Source organism: Streptomyces sp. SCSIO 30461 (genome assembly GCF_037023745.1).
Lineage (GTDB): Bacteria > Actinomycetota > Actinomycetes > Streptomycetales > Streptomycetaceae > Streptomyces.
Window position 1 is genome coordinate 1,950,947 of sequence record NZ_CP146101.1, and the last position, 22,127, is coordinate 1,973,073.

Consider the following 22,127-nt stretch of genomic DNA (forward strand, 5'->3'; position numbering starts at 1 on the left):
GATCCGTTCGCGGTCTCCCACGCTTCACTCAATTTTCAAAACTTGAACTCAAGGCACCTCGTCTTCTGGCGCAATGGTTCAGTTTGCTAGCCTTGACTTCGAAACTTGAAGACATAGTCTCTATGGAGTTGTTTTTACCTTCAAGTGGTGGGCGGTGTGAACTTGTGCGCCACTTGAAGTGCTCGTCCCCCCACGTCCGGCGACGCCGCCGGGCGGCCCCAGGAGTTCATGTGACCAGCACATCGCAGGCGCAGTCGCCCGAAGGCCGTAAGGCCCGGCCTGAGCATCTCGGCCATGTCATCTTCATCGCGGCAGCGGCCGCGATGGGCGGCTTCCTCTTCGGCTACGACAGCTCGGTGATCAACGGCGCGGTCGTCGCCATCCGGGGTCGCTTCGATGTCGGCTCCGAGGTTCTCGCCCAGGTCATCGCCGCCGCGCTGATCGGCTGTGCCATCGGCGCCGCGACCGCAGGCCGGATCGCCGACCGGGTCGGCCGTATCCGGGTGATGCAGATCGCCGCGGCCCTGTTCACCATCAGCGCGATCGGCTCCGCCCTCCCGTTCGCTCTCTGGGACCTCGCGATGTGGCGGGTGCTCGGCGGTGTCGCCATCGGCATGGCGTCGGTCATCGGTCCCGCGTACATCGCCGAAGTCTCCCCGCCCGCCTACCGAGGCCGGCTCACCTCGTTCCAGCAGGCCGCCATCGTCATCGGTATCGCCATCTCACAGCTCGTCAACTGGGCCATCCTGAGCTACGCCGGCGGCGAGCAGCGAGGCGAGATCGCCGGACTGGAAGCCTGGCAGTGGATGCTCGGCGTGATGGTGGTCCCGTCGGTGCTCTACGGGATGCTGTCGCTGGTCATCCCCGAGTCGCCGCGCTTCCTGATCTCGGTCGGCCGCAAGGAGAAGGCCCGCCAAGTGCTCCGCGACGTCGAGGGCAAGGAAGTGGACCTGGACATCCGGGTCGCCGAGATCGAGCGGAACATGCGGCACGAGCGCAAGCCGACGTTCAAGGACCTGCTCGGCGGGCGCTTCGGCTTCCTGCCGATCGTCTGGATCGGTATCGGCCTGTCCGTCTTCTCGCAGCTCGTCGGCATCAACGTGATCTTCTACTACAGCTCGTCGCTGTGGCAGTCGGTGGGCATCAACCCGGAGAGCTCGTTCCTCTACTCCTTCGAGACCTCCATCGTGAACATCATCGGCACCGTGATCGCGATGATCTTCGTCGACCGGATCGGCCGCAAGCCGCTCGCTCTGATCGGGTCCGCCGGAATGGCGATCTCGCTCGGCTGCGCCGCCTGGGCCTTCTCGTACAAGACCGGGACCGGTGTCGATGTCTCGCTTCCGAGCTTCCACGGCACGGTCGCGCTGATCGCCGCCAACTTCTTCGTGCTCTTCTTCGCCCTGTCCTGGGGCGTGGTGGTGTGGGTGCTGCTGGGGGAGATGTTCCCCGGCCGGATCCGCGCCGCGGCGCTGGGTGTCGCCGCTTCGGCCCAGTGGATCGCCAACTGGCTGATCACCGTGACGTTCCCGACGCTCTCGGACTGGGACCTCGCCGGCGCCTACGTGATCTACACGTTCTTCGCTCTGCTCTCGATCCCGTTCATCCTCAAATGGGTGCCGGAGACGAAGGGCAAGGCGTTGGAGGAGATGGGCTAATCCCCGCTGCCCCTCTCCTCGGACCGCGGTGCTGTCCCGGCTCAGCCCTTGAGCCGGGGCAGCACCTGTTCACAGAACAGATGGACGCTGCGCCAGCCCTCGTCCACCGGCATCCCGCCGCACAGCGGGTGAAGTACCAGGCTGTCGCCGCCCATGGCCAGGCACTCGTCGGGCGTCATCACCCGGTACACACCCTCCGCTCTCAGTTCGTCGACCGTCGCCGCCGCCGAACGCACCGCGGAGTGGATGTCCCGGGACTGCCAGGAGGCATAGATCCTCGCCTCGTGCAGAAAGTGCTCGCCGTGGCATGCCCAGGTCCGGTCCGGGTCGTCGGAGACATGCAGCAGCGGCGTCCGCGTCGCGGGCATCATGCAGAACCCGTCCGTGCCGTACTCCTCGCGCATCCGGTGGTAGTACGCCTCCAGTTCGGGCAGGTGCGCGCTCGGGAAGAACGGCAGCCCGAGTCGCGCGGCGCGCCGGGCCGCGGGCCGGGACGAGCCGCCCACCAGCAGCATCGGATGCGGCTGTGTGTACGGCCGTGGGGTGACCCGCACGGTACGCCCCCGGTGGTCGAACTCCTCCCCTGACCACGCCGCCAGCAGGGTGTCCAGGAGCTCGTCCTGGAGGGCGCCCCGGCGCTGCCAGTCGACGCCGTGGGCCGCGTACTCCTCGGGTCGGTAGCCGATACCGGCGACCGTGACCAGCCGCCCCCGGCTGAGCAGGTCGAGCACGGCGATGTCCTCGGCGAGGCGCAGCGGGTCGTGCAGCGGGCCGATGACGGCCGACACGGTGACCGCGATCCGCCGTGTGGCGCCGAGCACTGCGCCGGCGAAGGTGAGGGGGGAGGGCAGCCAGTTGTCGGCCGCCCCATGGTGCTCCTCGGTCTGGATGGTGTCCACGCCCCGGTCGTCGGCGTACGTCGCCATCTCCAGCGCCGCGCGGTAGCGGTCGGAGAGTGACTCGGGGGTCGCCGAAGGGGCGACGAGGTTGAACCGTATGACGGTGAAGGCCATGGCCGGACGTTAGCTGACGTGACGTCAGATGAGAACACCCGCGGGTGTCACCCGACGAATGCGACTTTCCGGTACGACGCGAGTCTCGTGTGATCCTCCGAGGGCACCGATCGTCCGGACTGTGGCCGATACTGGACAGGTTATGGAAATCGTCATCCTTGCTGTAGTCATCGCTCTGGTCGCGGTCGGCCTGATCAGCGGGCTCGTGGTCAGCAGCCGCCGGAAGAGGCAGCTGCCGCCATCGGCGCCCTCGCAAACGCCGACCATCACCGCTCCGCCAGCCGAGCCGCACGTCGGCGAGGAGGCGGAGACGCCGCGGGAGGAACCCCGCCGTACCGTCGAGGAGGTCGTACTCCCCGACGCCCAGGCCCCCGCGGCCGAAGCCCCGGTCGAAGAGGCGGAGCCGGAAGCGCCGGCCGTCCTGGAAGTCGAGGTCCCCGAGCCGACCGCGGGACGGCTCGTGCGGCTGCGGGCCAGGCTGGCCCGCTCGCAGAACGCGCTCGGCAAGGGTCTGCTGACCCTGTTGTCGCGCGAGCACCTCGACGAGGAGACCTGGGAGGAGATCGAGGACACCCTCCTGCGGGCGGATGTCGGTGTCGCTCCCACGCAGGAACTCGTCGAGCACCTGCGCGAGCGGGTGAAGGTCCTCGGCACACGTACCCCGGACGAGCTGCGGACGCTGCTCCGTGAGGAACTGCTGCGCCTGGTGGGCACGGACGCCGACCGCTCGGTGAAGACGGAGAGCGGTCTCGAGACTCCTGGCATCGTGATGGTCGTCGGCGTCAACGGCACCGGCAAGACCACCACGACGGGCAAGCTCGCCCGCGTCCTGGTGGCCGACGGCCGGTCCGTCGTGCTCGGCGCCGCCGACACCTTCCGTGCCGCCGCGGCCGACCAGCTCCAGACCTGGGGTGAGCGGGTCGGTGCCCGCACGGTACGCGGGCCGGAGGGTGGCGACCCGGCGTCCATCGCCTACGACGCCGTCAAGGAGGGCATCGCCGAGGGCGCGGACGTCGTGCTGATCGACACGGCGGGCCGCCTGCACACCAAGGCCGGCCTCATGGACGAGCTCGGCAAGGTCAAGCGAGTGGTGGAGAAGCACGCCCCGCTGGACGAGGTGCTGCTCGTGCTCGACGCGACCACCGGGCAGAACGGGCTGGTGCAGGCGCGGGTCTTCGCCGAGGTGGTCGACATCACCGGCATCGTGCTCACCAAACTGGACGGTACGGCCAAGGGCGGCATCGTCGTCGCGGTCCAGCGGGACCTGGGCGTGCCGGTCAAGCTGATCGGACTGGGTGAAGGTCCCGACGACCTGGCCCCGTTCGAGCCGGAGGCGTTCGTCGACGCGCTGATCGGCGACTGAGGGCCGGGTCAGGCGAGGTTCGCCCCGTCGCGACGCCCCGAGAGCTCGCCTGAGAGGCGACCCCAGGACGGCGGCTCGCGGTGTTGCCGAATCAACCGGGTAGGCCCACTACGAGGTCGATCCGGCGCCGGGAGACATCGTCCCCTCGGCCTGGGGAGACCCCACCCCCTCGGCCCGGGAGGGCCTGGGGAGACCCCGTCCCCTCGGCCCGGGTGGGCCTGGGGAGACCCCGTCCCCTCGGCCCGGGTGGGCCTGGGGAGACCCCGTCCCCTCGGCCCGGGTGGGCCTGGGGAGACCCCGTCCCCTCGGCCCGGGTGGGCCTGGGGAGACCCCGTCCCCTCGGCCCGGGTGGGCCTGGGGAGACCCCGTCCCCTCGGCCCGGGTGGGCCTGGGGAGACCCCGTCCCCTCGGCCCGGGTGGGCCTGGGGAGACCCCGTCCCCTCGGCCCGGGTGGGCCTGGGGAGACCCCATGCACCGGACGCCGCTCCTTCACCTGCGAACGTCGCCTGACGCGGGACCGTCTGGGCATCGCGGCCCCGCGCCCTCAGGTCAATGCCATGGGCACGGGGCCGTGCCGTGTGAAGGTCGGCTCTACACCGGGGCGGAGCGGTGGCAGACATACGCCAGCGTGCCCAGCAGGAGCCGTACCTGGGGCGGGGTCGCCGTGGTGTCCAGCGACGGCGGGCGGAGCCAGCGCACCGGTCCGCGGCCGCCGTGGTCCGATGGCGGGGCGGTGACGAAGCTGCCGACGCTCAGGCAGCGCAGATCGAGGGCGGCGTCATCCCAGCCCATTCGGTAGAGCAGACCGGGCAGCTCGGGCGCCGCGCCCGGGGCCACGAAGAACTGGGCACGACCGGTCGGCGTCGCGCACACAGGCCCGAGTGGGAGGCCCATCCGCTCAAGGCGCGCCAGCGCGTGCTGTCCCGCGGTGAGCGCGACGTCCAGCACGTCGAAGGTCCGCCCCACCGGCAGTAGCACCGTCGCTCCGGGCACCTCGGCCCACGCCCTGGTGGCGTCGTCCAGGGTCGCGCCCGCGGGGACCTCAGGGGCGAACTCGAGAGGGTGCGCCCCCGGGGCCGCGCACGACGCCTCACCGCAGGAGCAGCGCCCCTCCGACGCCCGTGCACCCGGGACGACGTCCCAGCCCCACAGGCCCGTGAACTCGGCCACTGCCGTGCACTCGGTCGTGGCCGTGCGCCCGCGGCGTCGCGCGCCCCCTGGCCTTCGGCCGGGGGGACCCCAAGGCCGGATCTCCCTGACCACCCGGCTGCCGCCGATCGTGAAGCCCATGCCCCCTCCAACGGGTCGAACGCGTCGGTGGTTACGACGTGGAGCGCCGTAGTGACGCAGAGTCGCGATGCCGGTCTTCCGGGTCGGATCCGAAGGCGCCTCGTGGCATCAGGGGTAGTGCGTCCCTTTTCGTGCGCCCCGGCGTGCAACGCTCCGCCCACTGCTCCGTTGTCGCATGTTGTCGCATGTCAAGTGAATCGCGCCTGGCCGCAGGCGGGTTCATTCGCAGGGGTGGCGAATGGTGGCGTTTCTGGAAACGCCATGGCCGCACCAGTGATCGTAGGATTACTTTCAGTGCACGGACCCGAGGGGTGGCGCCTTCCGTGTGGGTATGCCGGAGGCACGTCGGTTTTCTGCCCCGGATTCGCGTTCGAAGGGGTGCAACCCCCGGAAGCGGGGGCAGGAACCCACCGCGGCCTGATACGGGTTCGCGTGAAAGCGGTGACACGGCGACACAGGGGCCCGGCGGGCCAAGACGGTTCGACATCAAGGCAGTACGGCGCAAGGCACCGCGGCACCAAGGCAACAGAGCGACACACGGCAACAGATAGGGGGCGGCGTTCCAGTGAGCGGCGACAGCGGCGCAGACGGCACGTCCACCGGCAAGCGCCCGAACGAGCAGCTCGGCTCGTGGTTTGTGCGCAGTGGCTGGTCCAAGGGCGAGCTCGCGCGGCAGGTGAACCGCAGGGCGCGCCAGATGGGCGCCCCCCACATCAGCACGGACACCTCACGGGTACGCCGCTGGCTGGACGGCGAGCAGCCGCGCGAGCCGATCCCGCGCATTCTCTCGGAGCTCTTCTCCGAGCGCTTCGGCAGCGTCGTCGCCATCGAGGACCTCGGGCTGCGCGCTGCCCACCAGTCGCCCTCCGCGTCCGGCGTCGACCTGCCCTGGACCGGTCACCAGACCGTCTCCATGCTCAACGAGTTCTCACGCAGTGACCTGATGCTGGCCCGCCGCGGCTTCCTCGGAACCTCGCTCGCCCTCTCGGCGGGGCCCGCGCTCATCGAGCCCATGCAGCGCTGGCTGGTGCCGGGCCCGCCTGCCGAGCCCGGGCCGCCGCGACCGTCGGCGGCGGCAGCCGCCCAGCGCCTCTCCCCGCTCTCCGTGCCCGAGCTCCAACTGCTGGAGTCCACCACCGCGATGTTCCGTCAGTGGGACGCCCAGTGCGGCGGTGGCCTGCGGCGCAAGGCGGTCGTGGGCCAGCTCCACGAAGTGACCGACCTGCTCCAGGAGTCCCACCCCGAGCCGACCGCGAAGCGCCTGTTCCGCTGCGCCGCCGAACTGGCGGAGCTCGCCGGCTGGATGAGCTACGACATCGGTCTCCAGCCCACCGCCCAGAAGTACTTCGTACTGGCCCTCCATGCCGCCAAGGAGGCCGGGGACAAGCCGCTCGGCTCCTTCATCCTCTCCTCCATGAGCCGGCAGATGATCCACCTCGGCAGGGCCGACGACGCGCTGGAGCTGATCCACCTCGCCCAGTACGGCAGCCGTGACTGCGCCACCCCGCGCACCCAGGCGATGCTGTATGCGATGGAGGCCCGCGCCTACGCCAACATGGGCCAGCCGAGCAAGACCAAGCGCGCCGTCCGTATGGCGGAGGACACCTTCGCGGACGCACTGGAGGCGAACGAGCCCGAGCCCGACTGGATCCGCTTCTTCACCGAGGCCGAGCTCAACGGCGAGAACGCCCACTCCTACCGCGACCTCGCTTATGTGGCGGGCCGCAGCCCGACCTATGTCTCGCTCGCCGAGCCCGCTATGCGGCGCGCGGTCGAGCTCTTCGCCGAGGAGCACGAGTACCAGCGCTCGTATGCACTGAACCTCATCGGCATGGCCACGGTGCATCTGCTGAAGCGGGAACCCGAGCAGTCCACCCAGCTCGCCGGGCAGGCCCTGACGGTCGCCAGAAAGATCCGCTCGGAGCGGGTCAACACCCGGCTGCGCAGGACCGTCGACACCGCGGCCAGGGACTTCGGTGACGTTCCGCAGGTCGCCCATTTCACCGAGGTGCTCACCGCCCAGCTGCCCGAGACCGCCGAGGCGGTCTGACCCGGCACGTCATCCACAGGACTCCGGCCGCGACGCCACCCATAACAGCCCGACTCGGCCCCCCACGCCAGGTCAACCGGGTGCGTCGCGGCCGGTCGCATGCGCCGGGCGGCTTCCCCGGGCGCATCCGGACCCATCCCGGAACGCGCCCTGGAACCCTCCCCGGGGTGTCCCGGAGCCGTCCCCGGCGGCTTCTCCTCCGCCGGGGATGGTACGCGCGTGACATTCGTGTGACCCCCCAGTTCATCGGCGCGTAACACGTCCGACCGCTTCGTCACTGCCGCGAAACATCGGGCTGCATCGGCGGAAACCGCGGCGCGCCAACCTCATGGCGCATAACCGGCCGACTCCCCGGCAGCCGCTCAGGACACTCACCCCACCGGTTGTCCAGCCAGCCCCGGCTCCGCCCGCACAGGCCGTACGACGACGAGGAGACGCCGATGCCCCCAGGCATCACGCTTGCCGCAGACGCCCCCGAGCTGTCTGCCGCCAACACCGGCTTCATGCTCATCTGCTCCGCGATGGTGATGCTCATGACGCCGGGCCTGGCCTTCTTCTACGGAGGCATGGTCCGGGTCAAGAGCACCCTCAACATGCTGATGATGAGCTTCATCAGTCTCGGGATCGTCACGATCCTGTGGGTGCTGTACGGCTTCAGCCTGGCCTTCGGCACCGACTCAGGCTCCCTGATCGGCTGGTCGTCCGACTACGTCGGACTGAGCGGCATCGGTCTCAACGAGCTGTGGGACGGCTACACCATCCCGGTGTACGTCTTCGCCGTCTTCCAGCTGATGTTCGCGATCATCACACCGGCCCTGATCAGCGGTGCGCTCGCGGACCGGGTGAAGTTCAGCGCCTGGGCCCTGTTCATCGTGCTGTGGGCCACCGTCGTCTACTTCCCGGTCGCGCACTGGGTCTGGGGCGCGGGCGGCTGGCTGTTCGAGATGGGTGTGATCGACTTCGCCGGCGGCACGGCCGTCCACATCAACGCGGGCGCCGCGGCGCTCGGTGTGATCTTCGTGATCGGCAAGCGGGTCGGCTTCAAGAAGGACCCGATGCGCCCGCACAGCCTTCCGCTGGTGATGCTCGGCGCAGGGCTGCTGTGGTTCGGCTGGTTCGGCTTCAACGCGGGCTCCTGGCTCGGCAACGACGACGGCGTCGGCGCGGTGATGTTCGTCAACACCCAGGTCGCCACCGCCGCCGCGATGCTCGCCTGGCTCGGCTACGAGAAGATCCGCCACGGCTCCTTCACCACGCTCGGCGCCGCCTCCGGCGCTGTCGCGGGCCTGGTCGCCATCACCCCGTCCGGTGGCTCCTGCTCCCCGCTCGGCGCGATCGGCATCGGCGCCGTCGCAGGTCTGCTGTGCGCGATGGCCGTCGGCCTCAAGTACAAGTTCGGCTACGACGACTCGCTCGACGTGGTCGGCGTGCACCTGGTCGGCGGTGTCATCGGCTCCCTCCTGGTCGGCTTCTTCGCCACCGGCGGTGTCCAGTCCGACGCCAAGGGCCTCTTCTACGGTGGCGGCTTCGAGCAGCTCGGCAAGCAGGCCATCGGTGTCTTCTCGGTCCTGGCCTACTCTCTGATCGTCTCCGCGATCCTCGCCTTCGTCCTCGACAAGACGATCGGCATGCGGGTCACCGAGGACGACGAGGTCTCCGGCATCGACCAGGTCGAGCACGCCGAGACCGCGTACGACTTCAGCGGAGCGGGCGGTGGAGCCGCGCCACGCAGGAGCGCCGCCCCCGCGACCGCCGACACCGTGGCAGCCGCAGCGCAGACGAAGCAGACCAAGAAGGTGGACGCATGAAGCTCATCACCGCAGTCGTGAAGCCGCACCGGCTGGACGAGATCAAGGAGGCCCTCCAGGCCTTCGGAGTCCAGGGGCTCACCGTCACCGAGGCCAGCGGCTACGGACGGCAGCGCGGCCACACCGAGGTCTACCGTGGTGCCGAGTACACCGTGGACCTCGTGCCCAAGATTCGTATCGAGGTGCTGGCCGAGGACGACGACGCCGAGCAGCTGATCGACGTGGTGGTCAAGGCGGCCAGGACGGGCAAGATCGGGGACGGCAAGGTGTGGAGTGTCCCGGTCGAGACGGCGGTCCGCGTCCGGACCGGCGAACGCGGACCGGACGCGCTCTGAACAGTGCTGAAGCGCTCTGGACAGCTCTGACCGCTCTGAGACGGGAGTAGCCGGGTGACGAGCCCCGAAGTGACCACGGAAACGGAAGACTCGGGACCCAGCGGCTACGCGGCGGCCCGGCTGCGCCTCCTCCAGGAGGCGGCGCAGTCCGGGCCGCCGCGCCGTACGGCCCTGGCCCGGCTGACCGACGACTGGCTCTCCGCGCTGTTCGCCGAGGCGGCGCTGAGTATCGGCGTACGCGGCGCCGCGCTGGTCGCCGTCGGCGGCTACGGGCGCGGCGAGCTGTCCCCGCGCAGCGACCTCGACTTGCTGCTGCTGCACGACGGCAGCGCCGACGCCGGGGCGATCGCCTCCCTCGCCGACCGGATCTGGTATCCGGTCTGGGACCTCGGAATCGCACTCGACCACTCCGTGCGCACCGCAGGCGAGGCCCGCGCGACAGCGGGCGACGACCTCAAGGTGCAGCTCGGACTGCTCGACGCCCGGGGCGTCGCGGGAGACCTCGGTCTGGTCGCGGCGCTGCGCACCGCCGTGCTCGCCGACTGGCGCAACCAGGCTGCGAAGCGGCTGCCCGAGCTCGACGAGCTCTGCCGCGAGCGGGCCGCCCGCCAAGGCGAGCTCCAGTACCTGCTGGAACCGGACCTCAAGGAGGCCCGCGGTGGGCTGCGGGACGCCACCGCCCTGCGCGCCGTCGCGGCCTCCTGGCTCGCCGACGCGCCCCGTGAGGGGCTCGCCGACGCGCGCCGGGTCCTCCTCGACACCAGGGACGCCCTCCACCTCGCCACCGGGCGTGCCACCGACAGGCTCGCCCTCCAGGAGCAGGACCAGGTCGCGGAAGAGCTCGGGCTGCTGGACGGCGACGCCCTGCTGCGGCAGGTGTACGAGGCCGCGCGGACCGTCTCGTACGCCTCGGACGTCACCTGGCGCGAGGTGAACCGGGTCCTCAAGGCCCGCTCCGCGCGACCCCGTCTGAAGGAGAGGGCAAGGGAGCGCAGCGAGTTCCTCAGAAGGGTGGTGGCGGGCGACGGGCGGGCGTTCGGCGGGCGGCGGCCCGAGCCCGAGCGCACCCCGCTCGCCGAAGGCGTGGTCGAGATGGACGGCGAGGCCGTGCTCGCCCGTACCGCCAAGCCCGAGCGCGATCCCGTGCTGCCCCTGCGGGCCGCCGCAGCGGCGGCCCAGTCAGGGCTGCCGTTGTCCCGGCACGCCGTACGCCACCTCGCAGCGGCCGCCGCGCCGCTGCCGGTGCCCTGGCCCGCCACCGCACGCGAGGAACTCGTCACGCTGCTCGGCGCCGGCGGGTCCACCGTCGCCGTGTGGGAGGCCCTGGAGGCGGAAGGGCTGATCACCCGGCTGCTGCCGGACTGGGAGCGGGTCCGCTGCCGCCCCCAGCGCAACGCCGTGCACACCTGGACCGTCGACCGCCATCTGGTCGAGACCGCGGTACGGGCCTCGGCCCTCACCCGCCGGGTCGGCCGCCCCGACCTGCTGCTGGTCGCCGCGCTGCTGCACGACATCGGCAAAGGCTGGCCCGGCGACCACTCGGTGGTCGGCGAGACCATCGCCCGCGACATGGCGGCGCGGATCGGCTTCGACAAGCACGACGTGGGCGTGATCGCCGCACTCGTACGCCACCATCTGCTGCTGGTGGAGACCGCCACCCGGCGGGACCTGGACGACCCCGCGACCCTGCGGGCGGTCGCGGACGCCGTCGGCTCCCCCGGCACGCTGGAGCTGCTGCACGCACTCACCGAGGCGGACGCCCTTGCCACGGGTCCCGCGGCCTGGTCCACCTGGCGCGGCTCACTCGTCGCCGACCTGGTGAAGCGGGTCGGCGGGGTGCTCGCCGGCGAGGCTCCCGAGGAGCCGGAGCCCGCCGCGCCCTCGGCCGAGCAGGAGCGGCTTGCCGTGGAGGCACTGCGCACGGGTGGTCCCGTACTGGCTCTGCGCGCCCAGGCCGAGGCGGCCCAGCACGAGGGTGAGCCGGAACCGGTCGGGGTCGAACTGCTGATCGCCGTCCCCGACCAGCCTGGTGTGCTGCCCGCCGTCGCGGGCGTGCTCGCCCTGCACCGGCTCACCGTGCGCGCCGCCGACCTCAGGGCGATCGAACTGCCGAGCGAAGTCGGTCCTGGTTCCGTCCTCGTGCTCGACTGGAGGGTCGCCGCCGCCTACGGCTCCCTGCCGCAGGCGGCCCGGCTGCGCGCCGACCTCGTACGCGCTCTGGACGGCTCGCTGAACATCCTCTCCAGGCTGGCCGAGCGCGAGGCTGCGTACCCGCGCAGGCGCGGCGCAACCGCGCCTCCGCCCCGGGTCACCTTGGCCGCGGCGGCCTCGCGCTTCGCCACCGTGATCGAAGTTCGAGCCCAGGACATGCCGGGTCTGCTGCACCGCATCGGCCACGCCCTGGAGTCGGCGGAGGTCCGGGTGCGCAGCGCGCATGTGTCGACACTGGGCGCGAACGCGGTGGACGCCTTCTACGTCACCGGGCCCGAGGGCGCCCCGCTGCCGGCGGCCGAGGCCGCGGATGTGGCGAGGAGGCTGGAGGCGGCGTTGCGCGCCTGACCGAGCCCCCTCGGGGGCCCACGCGATGCCGGGGCAGGGGGCAGACCCCACTCGCGCGTGCGGATACCCTTGGGGGACATCTGCCCACCCGCCCCCGAGACCCGAGGATCCGCGACCGCCGTGTTCGATACTCTCTCCGACCGCCTTGCCGCGACATTCAAGAACCTCCGGGGCAAGGGGCGGTTGTCCGAGGCGGACATCGACGCCACAGCACGCGAGATCCGTATCGCGCTGCTCGAAGCCGATGTCGCACTGCCCGTCGTCCGCTCCTTCATCAAGGACATCAAGGAGCGCGCGCTGGGTTCCGAGGTGTCTCAGGCACTGAACCCGGCCCAACAGGTCATCAAGATCGTCAACGAGGAGCTCATCGGCATCCTCGGCGGTGAGACCCGGCGCCTGAGGTTCGCCAAGCAGCCGCCCACCGTGATCATGCTCGCGGGCCTCCAGGGTGCCGGTAAGACCACCCTCGCCGGAAAGCTCGGCCTCTGGCTCAAGAGCCAGGGCCACTCGCCGCTGCTCGTTGCCTGCGACCTCCAGCGCCCCAACGCCGTCAACCAGCTCTCGGTGGTCGCGGAGCGAGCCGGGGTCGCGGTGTTCGCACCGCAGCCGGGCAACGGTGTGGGCGACCCGGTCCAGGTCGCCAAGGAGTCGATCGAGTACGCGAAGTCGAAGGTCCACGACATCGTGGTCGTCGACACCGCCGGCCGCCTGGGCATCGACCAGGAGATGATGCGGCAGGCCGCAGACATCCGGGACGCGGTCAGCCCCGACGAGGTCCTGTTCGTCGTCGACGCCATGATCGGTCAGGACGCGGTCAACACCGCGGAGGCGTTCCGCGACGGTGTCGGCTTCGACGGCGTGGTGCTCTCCAAGCTGGACGGCGACGCACGCGGTGGTGCCGCGCTCTCGATCGCCCATGTCACCGGCAAGCAGATCATGTTCGCCTCCAACGGCGAGAAGCTGGACGACTTCGACGCGTTCCACCCGGACCGTATGGCGTCCCGCATCCTCGGCATGGGCGATGTGCTCTCGCTCATCGAGAAGGCCGAGCAGACCTTCAGCCAGGAAGAGGCCGCCAAGATGGCCTCCAAGCTGGCGAGCAGCAAGGGCAAGGACTTCACGCTCGACGACTTCCTGGCCCAGATGGAGCAGGTCAGGAAGATGGGCTCCATCTCCAAACTGCTCGGGATGCTGCCCGGAATGGGGCAGATCAAGGACCAGATCAACAACATCGACGAGCGGGACGTGGACCGCACGGCCGCGATCATCAAGTCGATGACCCCCGGTGAGCGCCAGGACCCGACGATCATCAACGGCTCGCGCCGTGCCCGTATCGCCAAGGGTTCGGGCGTCGACGTCAGCGCGGTCAAGGGCCTGGTCGAGCGGTTCTTCGAGGCCCGCAAGATGATGTCGCGGATGGCACAGGGCGGCGGGATGCCCGGAATGCCGGGTATCCCCGGTATGGGTGGTGGCCCCGGCCGCCAGAAGAAGCAGCAGAAGCAGGCCAAGGGCAAGCGCAAGAGCGGCAACCCGATGAAGCGCAAGGCCGAGGAGGAGGCCGCAGCGGCGCGTCGTGAGCAGGCCGCTCAGGGCGGTGCGTTCGGCCTTCCGGCCGGCGGCGCGGGCAAGGACTTCGAGCTGCCGGACGAGTTCAAGAAGTTCATGGGTTGACGAACGGCCCCACGGAAGTGGTACCCGAGGGCCCCGAGGCCGTACCGACGACGCCGTCGGTGAAGCGACCGCGGGGCCCTCGGCCATGTGCCCGCTCGGGTGGCAGTACCGGTTGAGCTGTGGGGTCATGGCCTTGTGGCGAATTCCGTACCCCCGCGAGACCGCACCGACCAGCCCTGGCGGTCGGAGGGCGCTCCGCCGCCGAAGCGCCGTCCGCCCGGGGGCTGGATCGGGCTGGCGCTGGCCGCGTTCATCGTGTTCGCCGCCGCGTTCGTCGCGCTGACGCTCATCGGGGAGGAGGAGCAGCCCACCCTCTCCTACACCGAGTTCGGCAAGCAGGTCACCGCGGGCAACGTCGCGAAGATCTACGCCAAGGGCGACGCCATCCAGGGCGAGTTGAAGAAGTCCCGGCAGCTGCCGGACGGAGAGGGCGACTACACCGAGTTCACCACCCAGCGGCCCTCGTTCGCCGATGACGACCTCTGGCAGGAACTCACCCGCAAGGGTGTCACCGTGACTGCGGAACCGGTCGTCGCCCAGCGCGGCTTCCTCGTCAACCTGCTGATCTCACTCGCCCCGATCCTGGTGCTGGTCCTCATCTGGGTCCTTGTGGCGCGGCGGATGAGTACCGGGGGCTCCGGGCCGTTCGGCCGCAAGGCGCCGCCCCGGCCCGTCGAGCTGACCGCGGCAAGACGCACCACCTTCGACGACGTGGCCGGGATCGACGAGGTCGCGGGGGAGCTCAACGATGTCGTGGACTTCCTGAAGAACCCCCAGGCATACCGCGACATGGGTGCCCGGATGCCGGGTGGCGTGCTGCTGGCAGGCCCGCCCGGCACGGGCAAGACCCTTCTGGCGCGGGCCGTGGCGGGGGAAGCCGGGGTGCCGTTCTTCTCCGCGTCCGCTTCCGAGTTCATCGAGATGATCGTGGGCGTGGGTGCGTCCCGGGTGCGAGAGCTCTTCGCCGAGGCCCGCAAGGTCGCCCCGGCCATCGTGTTCATCGACGAGATCGACACCATCGGCCGAGTGCGCTCCGGTGGGGCCGGGATCGGCGGCCACGACGAGCGGGAGCAGACGCTCAATCAGATCCTGACCGAGATGGACGGCTTCAGCGGCTCCGAGGGCGTGGTCGTACTCGCCGCCACCAACCGCGCCGATGTGCTTGACCCCGCGCTCACCCGTCCGGGCCGTTTCGACCGGATCGTGCAGGTGAGCCCGCCCGACAGGCGCGGTCGTGAGGCGATCCTGCGGATCCACACCCGGGATATCCCCCTCGCGGAGGGGGTCGACCTGGTCCAGGTGGCCCGTACGACGCCGGGCATGACGGGCGCCGAACTCGCCAATCTCGCCAACGAGGCCGCGTTGCTCGCAGTCAAGCGCAGACAGACTGCGGTCACCCAGGGGGATCTGTCCGCGGCTCTGGAGAAGGTGCAGCTCGGCGCAGAACGGCCCCTGGTGATGCCCGAGGACGAGCGTCGCAGGACCGCGTACCACGAGAGCGGCCATGCACTGCTCGGCATGCTCCAGCCCGGAGCCGACCCGGTACGCAAGATCACGATCGTGCCGCGCGGGCGTGCGCTGGGCGTCACCCTGTCGACTCCCGACGCCGACCGCTATGCCTACACGGAGGAGTATCTGCGCGGTCGGATCATCGGCGCTCTGGGCGGAATGGCCGCCGAGCATGTGGTCTTCGGGGTGGTCACGACCGGATCCGAGAGCGATCTGGATCAGGTCACCCGGCTGGTGCGGGGCATGGTCGGCCGCTGGGGCATGAGCGAGCGCGTGGGCCGCTTCACCGCGATCCCCGGGGACGGACAGGAGCCGTACGGGCTCGCCGCCGCCCCGGCGACGCTGGACGCGGTGGACCACGAGATGCGGCGGATCGCCGACGAGTGCTACGAGAGTGCCTGCCGGCAGCTCCGGGACAACCGGTACCGGCTGGACGCCCTCGCCGCCGCCCTGCTGGCCGATGAGACCCTGGAGGAGGACGAGGCGTACCGGGCGGCCGGCATCCCCCGGCTCACCAAGAGCAACGGGGCGGAGTAGCACCGCGACGGGGCTGCGTAGGCCGTCCGGGTGAGGCGCCCTCGGTGGCGGCGGCCTCAGCGCGTCCGGGCGAACGACCTCAGGACGTCCGGGCGATCAGATACCGGAACACATTGGGCATCCACACCGTCCCGTCGGACTGCACATGCGGGTGCAGCGCCTCCGTGATCTCCTTCTCGACCTGCTTCCGGTCCGTCGCCCGGATCGCCGCGTCGAACAGCCCGGTCGACAGCAACCCCCGCACCGCGCTGTCCGCGTCCGCGTAGCCGAAGGGGCAGGCGACCCGTCCCGAGCCGTCCGGGTGGAGACCGGCCCTGCTCGCCACATCCTCCAGGTCGTCCCGCCTGGTCTGCCGCCAGCCACCGGCCGTCCGCAGCCGTTCGGTCAGCCTGCTCGCGACCCGCAGCACCGCCGCGGTGGCGCACCGCTCGGGCGGTCCCCAGCCCGCCAGTACGACCGCACTGCCCCGTTCGGCGAGCGGGACGGACGCTTCCAGGGCGGGAACAAGCCTCTCCGAGTCGCCTGCCGTGCACCCGATCGGCTGAAAAGCGGTGATCACGTCGAAGCGTGGCCGGGCGGGGTCCCAGGCATCTTCGGGCCCGCCCTCCACCAGACGGACCCGCGAGTCATCGGACCCGTCCCCGCCGGAGCCGGGCGTGCCGCCGGGCTCCGGCGTGAGCCGCGTACGGGCCAGCGCCAGACGCGCTCCGTCCGTGTCCACCCCGGTGACCCGCGCGCCTCGCGCTATCGCCATCAGCAGGGCGAGCCCCGAACCGCAGCCGATTCCCAGCACCCGGGAGCGCGCGCCGACCTCCAGATGCTCGTACGCCGCCTCATAGAGGGGCACCAGCATCCGTTCCTGGATCTCGGCCCAGTCGCGGGCCCTCGACCGGGCCTGGTCACCGGCCGGGCGTGCGGAGGCCGTACGGGTGCGGGGGTGGTGCCGGACGAGCGTATGTCCCATCGAAAAGCGCCCCAATCCACCGAGAGGTCAGCCGTGCCCTGATTGCCAGTCCCCCGTGTGTGCGCTCCTGCGCCCCCGTATGCCAGGGAACTCCGCATCCGTCCGTACGTCCAGGGGTCGCGCCACAAAGCCTCGGCGCACTCCGGTCGTGCGCCCCCGCGCCCGTCCTGAGCGATTCCCCAATCAGAGTGCGGCCGCCGTACGATTCCCGCCATGGCAAAGGCTCCCGTCCTCACGCCGCAGGCCGAGGACTTCCCCCGCTGGTACCAGGACCTGATCAACAAGGCCGAGCTCGCCGACAACGGCCCGGTGCGGGGCACGATGGTGATCCGGCCGTACGGCTACGGGCTCTGGGAGCGCATGCAGCGGGAGATGGACCTGCGCATCAAGGACGCCGGCGCCTCCAACGCGTACTTCCCGCTGTTCATCCCCCAGTCGTATCTGACGAAGGAAGCCGAGCACGTCGAGGGCTTCGCTCCCGAGCTCGCCGTCGTCACCCACGGCGGAGGCAAGGAACTGGAGGAGCCGGTCGTCGTCCGCCCCACATCGGAGACGATCGTCAACGACTACTTCTCCAAGTGGGTGCAGAGCTACCGGGACCTTCCGCTGCTCATCAACCAGTGGGCGAACGTGGTCCGCTGGGAGATGCGGCCCCGGGTCTTCCTGCGTACGACGGAGTTCCTCTGGCAGGAGGGCCACACCGCCCACGCCACCTTCGAGGAGGCGCGGGACTACGCCGCCCGTATCCACCGGGACGTCTACGCCGACTTCATGGTGAACGTCCTCGCCATCGATGTGGTGCTCGGGCGCAAGACGCCGGCGGAGCGCTTCGCGGGAGCCGTCAACACCCTGACGCTCGAAGGCATGATGGGCGACGGGAAGGCCCTGCAGATGGGGACCAGCCATGAGCTGGGCACCAACTTCTCCCAGGCCTTCAACACCACGTATCTGTCGAAGGACGGCAAGCGGGAACTCGTCTGGCAGACCTCCTGGGGCACCTCCACCCGGATGGTCGGCGGCCTGATCATGTCGCACGGCGACGACAACGGGCTGCGGGTGCCGCCCCGGCTGGCGCCCGTGCAGGTCGTGGTGCTCGCCATCAAGGACGACGAGGCGGTGCTCGCCGCGGTGCGGGGGCTCGGCGACAGGCTGAAGGCCGCCGGGATCCGGGTCCAGGTCGACGACCGCGCCGACGTCCCCTTCGGGCGGCGGGCCGTGGACTGGGAGCTCAAGGGGGTGCCGGTGCGTGTCGAGGTCGGCCCGCGCGACCTGGAGAGCGGTACGGCGATGCTCGCCAGGCGCATCCCGGGCGGCAAGGAGCCCGTGGCGGTCGACGCGCTGGCCGGGCTGCTGCCCAAGGTGCTCGAAGAGGACCAGGCGCTGCTGCTGCGCCAGTCGCGTGAGCGCCGCGAGGCCCGTACCACCGACGTGGTGGCGATCGATGAGGCCACCGATGTGGCACTCGCGGGCGGCTGGGCACGTATTCCCTGGGCGGATCTTGGGACGGACGGGGAAGCCTCGCTCGCCGAGCGGTCCGTGTCCGTGCGGTGCCTGGTCGGCGAGGACGGGTCGGTGCCGGACGCCGACGACGCCCCGGGTACGCTCGCGATCGTCGCGCGCGCCTACTGAGTGCGTCCCACGCCGCGAGTGCGGGACGTGGGACTTCGGCCCGTATTTCGCCGACGCTCCACTACGTACCGGCTTGTTGCGAGCTGCGTGGCTCCTCCGCAGTTCAGCGCACCCGCCCTCGTCAGGTCGCATCAATGCCAACTGACGGGTAAGTGCAAATTATTTGGGATGCCCCGGAATGGAACCCGAGGGCACTCCGGCTCGTTGTTCACGACGTGAGCACGACACCACCTGTTCTCGCCGCAGAGCTGGCGCAGGCGTGGGCCGACATTCAGCGGTACCACCCCGAGCTGCCGGATCTCGCCGCGCCCGAGTCCCTGATCGGAGAGTCGTCGTCGGCGTGCGGCCACGAGCTCTCCTTCGAGCGACTGCTCCATGAGGCAGTCCACGGAATCGCTGCCGCCCGAGGGGTCCGCGACACCTCCCGTGCCGGTCGCTATCACAACCGCCGTTTCCTGGCGATCGCCGAGGAGATGGGCCTGGACCATCCCGAGGAGCCGCACCCGAGCAGCGGATTCTCGCTGGTCACGCTCAACGCGGAGGCCAAACGCCGCTACCGGCCGACCAGCGAGCGGCTCCAGCGCGCCCTCGCCGCGCACACGGTCGCCACGGCCTCCGATACCAAGCGCACCTTCCGCGGGCCGGCCGCGCGGCACGGCTCGTCGGGCGGTGGTGTACGGGTCAAGGCCGTATGCGACTGCGGGCGCAATGTCAGAGTGGTGCCATCGGTGCTCGCCCAGGCTCCGATCGTCTGCGGCGGCTGCGGCAAGCCGTTCCGCATCCCCGAAGCGGTGGCCGCGGCGAGCTGAGCCGCCTCGGCGATCGCATGCGTGAGCCCTTCTCGCGAGCGGACCGGCCCATGGTCCGCCCCCGTGTCATGCGTGTGGCAGAATAGCCAGCTGTACTCGACAGTCGCATAGGACCCCTCTCTCCTCCGGCTGACGCGTCCATCGGGCCGATCGGGTACCGCAACCCCACGCGGCATCTCGTTGTGCCCAACCACGTCAAAATCAGGAGAACCCACTCCCGTGGCAGTCAAGATCAAGCTGAAGCGTCTGGGCAAGATCCGTTCGCCTCACTACCGCATCGTCGTCGCCGACTCCCGTACCCGCCGTGACGGCCGGGCCATCGAGGAGATCGGTCTGTACCACCCGACGTACAACCCGTCGCGCATCGAGGTCGACTCGGAGCGTGCCCAGTACTGGCTGTCCGTCGGCGCCCAGCCGACCGAGCCGGTCCTCGCGATCCTCAAGCTGACCGGCGACTGGCAGAAGCACAAGGGCCTGCCCGCCCCGGAGAAGCCGCTGCTCGTCCCGGCGACGAAGGAAGACAAGCGTCGCTCCTTCGACGAGTTCGCCAAGGCCCTCGAGGGCGACGACACCAAGGGCGAGGCCATCACGCAGAAGGCCAAGAAGTCCGAGAAGAAGGCGGACGAGGCTGAGGCCCCCGCCGAGTCGACCGAGGCCTGAGCATGCTCGAGGAGGCTCTCGAGCACCTCGTGAAGGGCATCGTCGACAACCCCGACGATGTGCAGGTCGCCTCGCGCAACCTGCGTCGTGGGCGCGTGCTGGAGGTTCGGGTGCACCCCGATGACCTCGGCAAGGTGATCGGTCGCAATGGCCGCACCGCCCGCGCCCTGCGCACCGTCGTGGGCGCCATCGGTGGCCGGGGTGTCCGTGTCGACCTCGTTGACGTGGACCAGGTCCGCTGATCAGTTGATCACCGGCACGGGCCGGGGAGGGCTTACTGTCCTCCCCGGCCCGTCGTCGTATGACAGGAGCATTGAGCGTGCAGCTGGTAGTCGCACGGATCGGCCGTGCCCACGGCATCAAGGGCGAGGTCACCGTCGAAGTCCGCACCGACGAGCCGGAGCTGAGGCTGGCGCCCGGAGCCGTCCTCCGAACCGACCCGTCGTCGGCCGGACCGCTGACGATCGAGACGGGGCGGGTGCACAGCGGCCGGCTGCTGCTGCGTTTCGCGGGCGTACGGGACCGAAACGGCGCCGAGGCCCTGCGCAACACCCTGCTCATCGCCGATGTCGACCCTGACGAGCGCCCCGACGAGCCCGATGAGTTCTACGACCACCAGCTCATCGATCTGGACGTGGTGCTCGCCGACGGCACCGAGGTGGGGCGGATCACCGAGATCTCGCATCTGCCGTCGCAGGACCTCTTCATCGTGGAGCGCCCCGACGGCAGCGAGGTGATGATCCCCTTCGTGGAGGAGATCGTCACCGAGATCGATCTCGGCGAGCAGAAGGCCGTCATCTCCCCGCCTCCCGGGCTGATCGACGACCGTGCCGAGATCGCTTCTGGCCGGGACCGGGACGAGGACCCGATCGAGGGCGCCGGCGAGGGGGACACCGAGGGCGAGGGCGGGGTCTGATGCGGCTCGACGTCGTCACGATCTTCCCGGAGTACCTGGAACCGCTGAACGTCTCGCTGGTCGGAAAGGCAAGGGCCCGAGGACGGCTCGACGTCCACGTCCACGATCTGCGGCACTGGACCTACGACCGGCACAACACCGTTGACGACACCCCGTACGGCGGCGGTCCGGGCATGGTCATGAAGACCGAGCCCTGGGGAGACGCACTCGACCAGGCCATCGCCGACGGGTACGAGGCCGGGGCGCACGGTCCTGTCATCGTCGTACCCACCCCCAGCGGGCGTCCGTTCACCCAGGAACTCGCCGTTGAGTTGTCCCGGCGGCCTTGGCTGATCTTCACCCCCGCCCGGTACGAGGGCATCGACCGGCGGGTGACGGAGGAGTACGCCACGCGCGTTCCGGTCCTCGAAGTCTCCATCGGCGACTACGTCCTCGCGGGCGGCGAAGCGGCCGTCCTCGTCATCACGGAAGCGGTGGCCCGCCTGCTGCCGGGAGTGCTCGGCAACGCCGAGTCCCACCAGGACGACTCCTTCGCGCCCGGCGCCATGGCCAATCTGCTGGAAGGCCCCGTCTACACCAAGCCCCCCGAGTGGCGCGGCCGCGGGATCCCGGACGTGCTGCTCAGCGGCCACCACGGGAAGATCGCACGCTGGCGACGCGACGAGGCGTTCCGGCGGACGGCCGCCAACCGGCCCGACCTCTTGGAACGCTGCGATCCGTCGCTGTTCGACAAGAAGGACCGGGAGATCCTCTCCATCCTGGGCTGGGCGCCCTCGCCCGATGGCCGATTTTGGCGCAGGCCACCGGCCGTGGAAGAATAGGCCGCTGCCGTACGTCCGGCGTGCGTCCCCTGCCACAGGGGGACACGGCGCCCGCTCCGACGTGACGGATTCCATCCCATCTTCTTCGTACCGCTGATGACCTGTGGCATCGGCGAAGAAAGCAGACGAACATGTCGCACGTGCTCGACGTCGTCAACGCCGCCTCGCTGCGGACCGACGTTCCGGCCTTCCGTCCCGGTGACACCGTGAACGTCCACGTTCGCGTCATCGAGGGCAACCGCTCCCGTATCCAGCAGTTCAAGGGCGTTGTCATCCGCCGCCAGGGCTCCGGCGTCAGCGAGACCTTCACGGTCCGCAAGGTCTCCTTCTCCGTCGGCGTCGAGCGCACCTTCCCGGTGCACAGCCCGATCTTCGAGAAGATCGAGCTCGTCACCCGTGGTGACGTCCGCCGCGCCAAGCTGTACTACCTGCGTGAGCTGCGCGGCAAGGCCGCGAAGATCAAGGAGAAGCGCGACAACTGAGCTCAGGCTCACACCGCGCCAAGCTGAGGCCTCATACGGTTTTTATCGCGGCC

At 70.2% G+C, this 22,127-nt stretch carries 18 protein-coding genes; 15 read left to right on the forward strand and 3 right to left on the reverse strand.

Annotated features, from left to right (window positions below):
• Positions 1–230: 230 nt before the first annotated feature.
• Complete coding sequence (locus V1460_RS08880) at positions 231–1,658, forward strand: sugar porter family MFS transporter (RefSeq protein ID WP_338673176.1); 1,428 nt, start codon at positions 231–233, stop codon at positions 1,656–1,658.
• Positions 1,659–1,699: 41 nt separating this feature from the next.
• Here the strand turns inward: V1460_RS08880 and V1460_RS08885 are convergent, their stop codons facing one another.
• A complete protein-coding gene (locus V1460_RS08885) occupies positions 1,700–2,671 on the reverse strand; it encodes an LLM class flavin-dependent oxidoreductase (protein WP_338673177.1) in 972 nt (323 codons plus the stop codon).
• Between the two features lie 142 nt (positions 2,672–2,813).
• On the opposite strand from V1460_RS08885, the gene ftsY reads away from it, so the two are divergent.
• On the forward strand, positions 2,814–4,034 hold the full coding sequence (gene ftsY, locus V1460_RS08890; RefSeq protein WP_338673178.1) for a signal recognition particle-docking protein FtsY: 1,221 nt from the start codon (positions 2,814–2,816) through the stop codon (positions 4,032–4,034).
• Positions 4,035–4,625: 591 nt separating this feature from the next.
• Here ftsY and V1460_RS08895 read toward each other — a convergent pair.
• Positions 4,626–5,324: a bifunctional DNA primase/polymerase gene (locus tag V1460_RS08895; RefSeq protein WP_338673179.1), complete on the reverse strand. Its 699-nt coding sequence runs from the start codon at positions 5,322–5,324 to the stop codon at positions 4,626–4,628.
• Positions 5,325–5,889: 565 nt separating this feature from the next.
• Between V1460_RS08895 and V1460_RS08900 the strand changes: the two genes are divergently transcribed.
• From V1460_RS08900 to ftsH, 6 genes are all read left to right on the forward strand, one after another.
• Positions 5,890–7,374 (forward strand): hypothetical protein, encoded by a 1,485-nt coding sequence (locus V1460_RS08900; protein WP_338673180.1) that lies wholly within the window; start codon positions 5,890–5,892, stop codon positions 7,372–7,374.
• Between the two features lie 440 nt (positions 7,375–7,814).
• On the forward strand, positions 7,815–9,182 hold the full coding sequence (locus V1460_RS08905; RefSeq protein ID WP_338673181.1) for an ammonium transporter: 1,368 nt from the start codon (positions 7,815–7,817) through the stop codon (positions 9,180–9,182).
• The gene (locus V1460_RS08910; RefSeq protein ID WP_338673182.1) at positions 9,179–9,517 is read left to right on the forward strand and encodes a P-II family nitrogen regulator; all 339 of its coding nucleotides are present in this window, start codon (positions 9,179–9,181) and stop codon (positions 9,515–9,517) included. The genes V1460_RS08905 and V1460_RS08910 overlap by 4 nt, the downstream gene beginning before the upstream one ends.
• A gap of 54 nt (positions 9,518–9,571) precedes the next feature.
• Positions 9,572–12,076 (forward strand): [protein-PII] uridylyltransferase, encoded by a 2,505-nt coding sequence (locus V1460_RS08915; RefSeq protein WP_338673183.1) that lies wholly within the window; start codon positions 9,572–9,574, stop codon positions 12,074–12,076.
• Between the two features lie 120 nt (positions 12,077–12,196).
• Positions 12,197–13,747, forward strand: coding sequence for a signal recognition particle protein (gene ffh / locus V1460_RS08920; protein WP_338673184.1), 1,551 nt, complete (start codon positions 12,197–12,199; stop codon positions 13,745–13,747).
• A 135-nt stretch (positions 13,748–13,882) separates the two neighbouring features.
• The gene (ftsH, locus tag V1460_RS08925; RefSeq protein ID WP_338673185.1) at positions 13,883–15,793 is read left to right on the forward strand and encodes an ATP-dependent zinc metalloprotease FtsH; all 1,911 of its coding nucleotides are present in this window, start codon (positions 13,883–13,885) and stop codon (positions 15,791–15,793) included.
• 79 nt (positions 15,794–15,872) lie between these two features.
• On the opposite strand, the gene V1460_RS08930 is transcribed toward ftsH, so the two are convergent.
• Positions 15,873–16,757, reverse strand: coding sequence for a class I SAM-dependent methyltransferase (locus V1460_RS08930; protein WP_338673186.1), 885 nt, complete (start codon positions 16,755–16,757; stop codon positions 15,873–15,875).
• A gap of 213 nt (positions 16,758–16,970) precedes the next feature.
• Between V1460_RS08930 and proS the strand changes: the two genes are divergently transcribed.
• The 7 genes from proS to rplS all read left to right on the forward strand — a co-directional run bounded on the left by proS (position 16,971) and on the right by rplS (position 22,074).
• On the forward strand, positions 16,971–18,386 hold the full coding sequence (proS, locus tag V1460_RS08935; RefSeq protein ID WP_338673187.1) for a proline--tRNA ligase: 1,416 nt from the start codon (positions 16,971–16,973) through the stop codon (positions 18,384–18,386).
• A 215-nt stretch (positions 18,387–18,601) separates the two neighbouring features.
• A complete protein-coding gene (locus tag V1460_RS08940; protein WP_338673188.1) occupies positions 18,602–19,195 on the forward strand; it encodes a hypothetical protein in 594 nt (197 codons plus the stop codon).
• Positions 19,196–19,414: 219 nt separating this feature from the next.
• On the forward strand, positions 19,415–19,855 hold the full coding sequence (gene rpsP, locus V1460_RS08945; RefSeq protein ID WP_338673189.1) for a 30S ribosomal protein S16: 441 nt from the start codon (positions 19,415–19,417) through the stop codon (positions 19,853–19,855).
• 2 nt (positions 19,856–19,857) lie between these two features.
• Positions 19,858–20,097 (forward strand): RNA-binding protein, encoded by a 240-nt coding sequence (locus V1460_RS08950; protein WP_014176063.1) that lies wholly within the window; start codon positions 19,858–19,860, stop codon positions 20,095–20,097.
• A gap of 77 nt (positions 20,098–20,174) precedes the next feature.
• Positions 20,175–20,771, forward strand: coding sequence for a ribosome maturation factor RimM (gene rimM / locus V1460_RS08955; protein ID WP_338673191.1), 597 nt, complete (start codon positions 20,175–20,177; stop codon positions 20,769–20,771).
• Positions 20,771–21,592, forward strand: coding sequence for a tRNA (guanosine(37)-N1)-methyltransferase TrmD (trmD, locus tag V1460_RS08960; protein WP_338673193.1), 822 nt, complete (start codon positions 20,771–20,773; stop codon positions 21,590–21,592). Before rimM ends, trmD begins: the two co-directional genes overlap by 1 nt.
• A gap of 131 nt (positions 21,593–21,723) precedes the next feature.
• Complete coding sequence (gene rplS / locus V1460_RS08965; protein WP_338673195.1) at positions 21,724–22,074, forward strand: 50S ribosomal protein L19; 351 nt, start codon at positions 21,724–21,726, stop codon at positions 22,072–22,074.
• Positions 22,075–22,127: the final 53 nt, after the last annotated feature.

Excerpts from the sequence above, each read along its gene's own strand:
- V1460_RS08885 (WP_338673177.1), bottom strand. The coding sequence starts at position 2,671 with ATGGCCTTCACCGTCATACGGTTCAACCTCGTCGCCCCTTCGGCGACC.
- ftsY (WP_338673178.1), top strand. The coding sequence starts at position 2,814 with ATGGAAATCGTCATCCTTGCTGTAGTCATCGCTCTGGTCGCGGTCGGC.
- V1460_RS08895 (WP_338673179.1), bottom strand. The coding sequence starts at position 5,324 with ATGGGCTTCACGATCGGCGGCAGCCGGGTGGTCAGGGAGATCCGGCCT.
- V1460_RS08905 (WP_338673181.1), top strand. The coding sequence starts at position 7,815 with ATGCCCCCAGGCATCACGCTTGCCGCAGACGCCCCCGAGCTGTCTGCC.
- V1460_RS08910 (WP_338673182.1), top strand. The coding sequence starts at position 9,179 with ATGAAGCTCATCACCGCAGTCGTGAAGCCGCACCGGCTGGACGAGATC.
- V1460_RS08930 (WP_338673186.1), bottom strand. The coding sequence starts at position 16,757 with ATGGGACATACGCTCGTCCGGCACCACCCCCGCACCCGTACGGCCTCC.
- proS (WP_338673187.1), top strand. The coding sequence starts at position 16,971 with ATGGCAAAGGCTCCCGTCCTCACGCCGCAGGCCGAGGACTTCCCCCGC.
- V1460_RS08950 (WP_014176063.1), top strand. The coding sequence starts at position 19,858 with ATGCTCGAGGAGGCTCTCGAGCACCTCGTGAAGGGCATCGTCGACAAC.
- trmD (WP_338673193.1), top strand. The coding sequence starts at position 20,771 with ATGCGGCTCGACGTCGTCACGATCTTCCCGGAGTACCTGGAACCGCTG.
- rplS (WP_338673195.1), top strand. The coding sequence starts at position 21,724 with ATGTCGCACGTGCTCGACGTCGTCAACGCCGCCTCGCTGCGGACCGAC.